Origin of the sequence: Pseudomonas sp. (assembly GCF_050739655.1) — a bacterium.
Classification (GTDB): Bacteria; Pseudomonadota; Gammaproteobacteria; order Pseudomonadales; family Pseudomonadaceae; genus Aquipseudomonas.
Genome location: NZ_JBOIBY010000264.1, coordinates 1 through 5359, shown reverse-complemented (window position 1 = coordinate 5359; position 5359 = coordinate 1). Strand labels below are relative to the sequence as shown.

Sequence of the window (5359 nt, the reverse complement as noted above, 5' to 3'; positions counted from 1 at the left end):
AGATCAAAAGATCGCAGCCTGCGGCAGCTCCTACAGGAGACGTAGCCGACGGTAAAAATCTGATTTGCTCACAATTCCAAAAAAGGCAACAGGAGCATTTTGATGAGTTCATCGAACGCCGGGCAGAATGCCGGGCAACTGGAAACCCGAGGCATCGAACCGGTGCCCGAGTCTGAGTGCAACGGTCATCCGCTGCAGTTGTTCTGGGTCTGGTTCGCCGCCAACATTTCCATCCTCGGTCTGCCGCTGGGCGCGACCCTCGTGGCCTTTCGCGGGTTGGCGATCTGGCAGGCAATCATTGTCGCGATCCTCGGCGCTGCCGGTTCCTTCGCGGTGGTCGGGATCATTTCCATCGCCGGTCGCCGTGGCCGCGTGCCAAGCCTGACTTTGTCCCGGGCGATCTTCGGGGTGCGCGGCAATATCGGCCCGACGCTGGTGTCGCTGATGTCGCGACTGGGTTGGGAAACCGTCAACACCACCACCGCCGCATTCGTACTGCTGTCGCTGTGCTCGATCCTGTTCGGCTCGCCGGTGGAGGCGAAAAGTGCGCCGCTGCTCACACTGGTGTTTATCGCGATTTTCGTGCTGTTGACCTTGTCGGTATCAGGCCTCGGTCACGCCACATTACTGGTCATCCAGAAGTGGGCGACTTACGTGTTCGGCGCGCTGAATATTCTGGTCGGCGGCTTCCTCTGCGCGACCATCGACTGGAGCGCAGTGTTCAACGCCACGCCTGCGCCGATGAGCGCGATGATCATCGGTATCGGCACCATGGCGGCCGGCACCGGGATTGGTTGGGCCAACGCCGGCGCGGACATGTCGCGCTATCAGCACCGCAGCGTCAAAGCCGTGCGCCTTGTCGCATCGGCAGCGTTCGGTGCGGGGATTCCTCTGGTGCTGCTGATCACCCTTGGCGGCTTGTTATCGGTTGGCAACCACGACCTGGCGCAAGCCACGGACCCGATCATTGCGATCCGCGACATGTTGCCGACCTGGATGGCCGTGCCGTACCTGATCACCGCATTCGGTGGCCTACTGCTGTCGAACAACCTTTCGGTGTACTCCGCTGGCCTGACCACACTGACTCTTGGTTTGAAGGTCAAGCGTGTCTACGCCGTGGTGGTCGACATCGTCGCGATCTTTGCCGGCTCGATCTATTTCATGCTGATTGCCGACAGTTTCTACGGCCCGTTCATTACCTTCATTTCCCTGCTGGCGGTGCCGATCACCGCGTGGGTCGGGATCTTCGTGGTCGACCTGATTCACCGTCATTACTACAGCCCCAAGGACCTGCTGGACGTCAGCCCACGCAGCGCCTACTGGTATCGCGGCGGTGTCGAATGGCGTGCGTTCGGTGCGTGGGCGGTGGCGATCGTGCTGGGTTTGAGCTTCACCACCATTGGCACCACGGCACAGGATGTCTGGTTCAAGGGCTGGCTGTCAGATTCGTGGCTGGGGCATAACGGCCTCGGCTGGATCGTGACCTTTGTGGTCGCTGGCGGGATCTATTTTGTACTCGGCGGGGCGAAGTATCGTCGTGCTGCGCTGACCGAGAATGCTCATGCCTAAGTTGTTGCACACAGGCCAGGTCATCATCGACCTGGTCATGGCCGTGGATCAGTTGCCGCAAGCGGGCGGTGACGTGTTGGCGCAGTCCGCCAGTTTTGAGGCAGGCGGTGGCTTCAATGTGATGGCCGCCGCGCAGCGAAATGGTTTGCCGGTGGTTTACCTCGGCCGTCATGGCACTGGACGTTTCGGCGATCTGGCCCGCGAGGCGATGAACGCGGAAGGTATCCGCATTGGCATCGCTGACCGCGCTGAGCGTGATACCGGATTGTGCGTTGCAATCACGGACGCTTCTGCCGAGCGCAGCTTCGTTTCCTACATCGGGGCCGAAGGCGATTTGAGTGCCGAGGATTTGGCCAATGTGTCGGTCGAGGCGGATGACTATGTGTATGTCAGCGGCTACAGCTTGCTGCTGGGTGGCAAGGCGCAGGCCTTGGTGGATTGGCTGCTGGCGTTGCCGGATGAAGTGAAAGTGGTGTTCGATCCGGGACCGTTGGTGGACTCGCCGCAAGCACCGCCAATGCAATCCTTGCTGGCGCGCATTGATGTGTGGACCAGCAACAATGAAGAGGCGTTGAGGTTTACCGGTGCTTCCGATATTGCCCAGGCCTTGGATCGACTGGCTGAGCATTTGCCACGCGAGGTGTTGATGGTGGTCCGCGATGGGCCTAACGGCTGCTGGATCAACCAGGGTTCCGAGTGCCGGCATGTGCCGGGCTTCAAGGTGGAAGCGGTGGACAGCAATGGCGCTGGCGATGCCCATGCCGGGGTGTTTGTGGCGGGGTTGGCGCAGGGATTGTCGGCTTTCGATGCGGTGCGTCGGGCCAATGCCGCTGCGGCGATGGCGGTGACCCGCTGGGGGCCGGCGACTGCGCCGGGGGCGGCTGAGGTGGATGCGCTGATCAGCAAGACCTTCAGCGACTGATCTATTGCTATCGCTAGCAGGCTAGCTCCCACAGGAAATCTCGGTACTACATAAATCCACTGTGGAAGCTGTTACAGGAAACCTCTGCCCCACACAAATCCCCTGTGGGAGCTAGCCTGCTAGCGATAGGGCCACCAAACACAACATATCAGCCAGCTTTTAACTTGCCTTGCGTAACGCCTCAATCAACTCCCGCTTGCGCATCGACGACCGCCTCGGAATCTTCTTTTTCCTGGCTTCAGGGCGAATCAAACATCCAGCTTACGTGCGGCCTCAACGCCAGCGGCGCTGAGTTTTATCGGCAGGTTCAGCGTGTGTTCGCCGTCTTCTTTGCACAACACATTGCCGTGTTGGATCAAACCTCGTTCCTGCAAGGTAGCGAGGGTGCTGGCCACGACTTTCTCACCCCGGTAATTGTCCAGGACCTCTTTGCCCAGCCCATTGGGGTGAGCATGCAGCAGGCGGGTGAGGACTTCTTTTTCCAGGTTTTTATCTTCGTTCATGGTTACCTCTTCATTGGGATGAATTGCGCAGGGTTTACTGGCTTGCACCACCTTCGGAGCCCGAGCCACCGGTGGTGGTTTTCGAGCCGATGCCGGGACCGGCGTTATCGGGTGTCTTGGTGTCCGGCAGGTTTAAACCACCCTGGCGGCCCGCGTCATTTCCTTGAGTTCGCGGCAACCGGGACGTGATCATGGTGGTTTCTCCATTGATTTAGAGTCCTTACCTGACGTTGGTCCGCCCCCGTTTTGAATTGGTGCCTGATGAACGACGAACGGTTCAGGCCTGCTGCAAGGCCCTGGCGGTTGCGACTCGACGCCCGATCATGCGCCCCACGGTTATCAACCAGTTGAGCGTGGCGACTGCCAGTACTGTCAGCAGCAACGTCGTCATGCCGTGCTCGACAATGATCTTCCCGGCAAGCAACGGAAAACCGAACACGCCAATGAAGTACGAGAGGCTGAACAGCAACAAGGATTGTGCAGTGGTGCCATTGGGCGCTTCGTTGGCGGCCAGACCGTTGATAACCGAGTAAGTCAGCCCATAACCGACGCCGAGCATCACGGCGGCCAGCAAATAGCTCAATGCGTTATCGACCACGAAGCCGAACATCACGATCGAACCCAGCATCAAGGCCGAGAGCAGGCACGAGGCACGCAACGGATCGCGCTTGACCACGATGCCGGCGATCAGCATGCGGCTACTGATCGCGGCACTCATGAAGCCGAGGAAGAACAGTGAGTAATCGAGTGAGCGAGCTGCTGCGTAACTGGTCTGGAAGCTCGATAGACCACCGAAAACGCAACCGCCCAAACCGACCATGATGATCGGGAACACGGCTCTGGAGGAAAGGACTTGCGACGTGGCTCGCCAGGAAATCCGCGACACAGCGGTCGATTGCACCGAGGTCTTTTTCAATTGTCGATCCAGTCGCCAGAACAGCGCCACACCGATCAGGCTCGCCAGCGCGGCAAGGTAAAACGCCGATGTCGCGGGGTAGCCCAAAGCGCTGGCGGCGCGCCCCAGCAATGGTCCGCTGCCGATTCCGGTCATCATGCTGCCCGACAGCAGAGCAAAATATTTGGCGCGCTGGGCAGGCGTCACCAGGCTCGCGACGATGATCGGCCCCAACGTGTAGAAAACGCCCCAACCCAATCCCAACAATAGCCCGAAGAACAACAGCAGATTGCCGAAGCCTGGCGTCATGGCGAAGCCCAGGCTGGCGGCCACCAGCAGAATGCCGAAGAGCGCAACCGAACGCGCCGCGCCGAGCAAGTCGGACAAGTGACCGGAAACGATCACCGCGACAAAGGTGCTGAGCATTGCCGCAGAAATTACGCTGCCGGCATCGTGCTCGTTGCCGCCACGGGAGCCAATCAACAGCGACAGCAAAAAGGTCGAACCGTAAGACAGCGACAACAAATAACTGGCGAGGCAAAACAGGCCGAACAACTTGCTTGAAACAGGCGGGGTTACGGTAGACATGACGCGGTTCCTTGACCGGATAGATGCGCAAGGTATCTATCTACCACGTCGGTCGCCGATGTTAGGTTCGAGGTTCGTGATGCCAGGGTTAGCGCCGAGCGGAGTAACCACACTTCACTGTAGGAGCGAGCTTGCTCGCGATGGTGACACAGGCGCCGCGGGGCCTCAGGCAGTGAGCGTTATCGTTGACCACCATCGCGAGCAAGCTCGCTCCTACAGTGAAGAGTGAAGAGTGAAGAGTGAAGAGTGAAGGGCGATTGGCATCGCTCTCGCCACAGACCCATCGTCGACTTAGTATGGCGTTTCCCATTTTCCGACAAGGCACGTCCATGACGATCGAAATCCGCCCGGCGACCCCCAGTGACGCGCCTCAAATCCTCGCGTTCATCACTGAACTGGCCGACTACGAACGTGCCCGCCATGAAGTTATCGCCAGCGTCACCGACATCGAGCGCAGCCTGTTCAGTGAAGGTGCCACGGCCCACGGCTTGATCTGCTTGCGTGACGGCTTGCCCATCGGTTTCGCGGTGTTCTTCTTCAGCTATTCCACGTGGTTGGGGAGCAATTGCCTTTACCTCGAAGACCTTTACATCACCCCGGAACAGCGCGGCGGCGGAGCGGGTAAAACGCTGTTGCGGCACCTGGCGAAAATCGCCTGCGCCAATGACTGCGGCCGTTTCGAGTGGAGCGTGCTGGAGTGGAACACGCCGGCCATCGATTTCTATAAATCCCTGGGCGCGCAGCCGCAGGAGGAGTGGGTTCGGTATCGGATGGATGGCAAGGTGTTGCGCGAGTTCGCTGAAGGTCATTAATCGCCTTTAAAAGATCGCAGCCTGCGGCAGCTCCTACAGGGAAACGCAAATCCCCGTGTAGGAGCTGCCG

6 protein-coding genes and 1 pseudogene are annotated in these 5359 nt (G+C 59.4%); 3 read left to right on the top strand and 4 right to left on the bottom strand.

Annotated features, from left to right (window positions below; all coding sequences use genetic code 11):
* The first annotated feature begins 102 nt into the window (after nt 1-102).
* Complete coding sequence (locus tag ACRESJ_RS13250; protein ID WP_431758286.1) at nt 103-1569, top strand: purine-cytosine permease family protein; 1467 nt, start codon at nt 103-105, stop codon at nt 1567-1569.
* Nucleotides 1562-2491 (top strand): PfkB family carbohydrate kinase, encoded by a 930-nt coding sequence (locus ACRESJ_RS13245; protein ID WP_431758285.1) that lies wholly within the window; start codon nt 1562-1564, stop codon nt 2489-2491. Before ACRESJ_RS13250 ends, ACRESJ_RS13245 begins: the two co-directional genes overlap by 8 nt.
* 159 nt (nt 2492-2650) lie before the next feature.
* Here ACRESJ_RS13245 and ACRESJ_RS13240 read toward each other — a convergent pair.
* The 4 genes and pseudogenes from ACRESJ_RS13240 to ACRESJ_RS13225 all read right to left on the bottom strand — a co-directional run.
* Nucleotides 2651-2731, bottom strand: a pseudogene (locus ACRESJ_RS13240) (Rho termination factor N-terminal domain-containing protein); the annotation flags it as partial.
* Nucleotides 2732-2739: 8 nt separating this feature from the next.
* Nucleotides 2740-2994 carry a hypothetical protein gene (locus ACRESJ_RS13235; protein WP_431758284.1) on the bottom strand — a complete coding sequence of 85 codons (255 nt, stop codon included), beginning with the start codon at nt 2992-2994 and terminating at the stop codon, nt 2740-2742.
* Between the two features lie 34 nt (nt 2995-3028).
* Nucleotides 3029-3187, bottom strand: coding sequence for a hypothetical protein (locus ACRESJ_RS13230; RefSeq protein WP_431758287.1), 159 nt, complete (start codon nt 3185-3187; stop codon nt 3029-3031).
* Between the two features lie 84 nt (nt 3188-3271).
* On the bottom strand, nt 3272-4477 hold the full coding sequence (locus ACRESJ_RS13225) for an MFS transporter (RefSeq protein WP_431758283.1): 1206 nt from the start codon (nt 4475-4477) through the stop codon (nt 3272-3274).
* 329 nt (nt 4478-4806) lie between these two features.
* Between ACRESJ_RS13225 and ACRESJ_RS13220 the strand changes: the two genes are divergently transcribed.
* Nucleotides 4807-5289, top strand: coding sequence for an N-acetyltransferase family protein (locus ACRESJ_RS13220; RefSeq protein ID WP_431758282.1), 483 nt, complete (start codon nt 4807-4809; stop codon nt 5287-5289).
* Nucleotides 5290-5359 lie beyond the last annotated feature (70 nt).

Coding starts and splice junctions, on each gene's coding strand:
- ACRESJ_RS13220 (WP_431758282.1), top strand. CDS start 4,807: ATGACGATCGAAATCCGCCCGGCGACCCCCAGTGACGCGCCTCAAATC.
- ACRESJ_RS13235 (WP_431758284.1), bottom strand. CDS start 2,994: ATGAACGAAGATAAAAACCTGGAAAAAGAAGTCCTCACCCGCCTGCTG.
- ACRESJ_RS13245 (WP_431758285.1), top strand. CDS start 1,562: ATGCCTAAGTTGTTGCACACAGGCCAGGTCATCATCGACCTGGTCATG.
- ACRESJ_RS13230 (WP_431758287.1), bottom strand. CDS start 3,187: ATGATCACGTCCCGGTTGCCGCGAACTCAAGGAAATGACGCGGGCCGC.
- ACRESJ_RS13225 (WP_431758283.1), bottom strand. CDS start 4,477: ATGTCTACCGTAACCCCGCCTGTTTCAAGCAAGTTGTTCGGCCTGTTT.
- ACRESJ_RS13250 (WP_431758286.1), top strand. CDS start 103: ATGAGTTCATCGAACGCCGGGCAGAATGCCGGGCAACTGGAAACCCGA.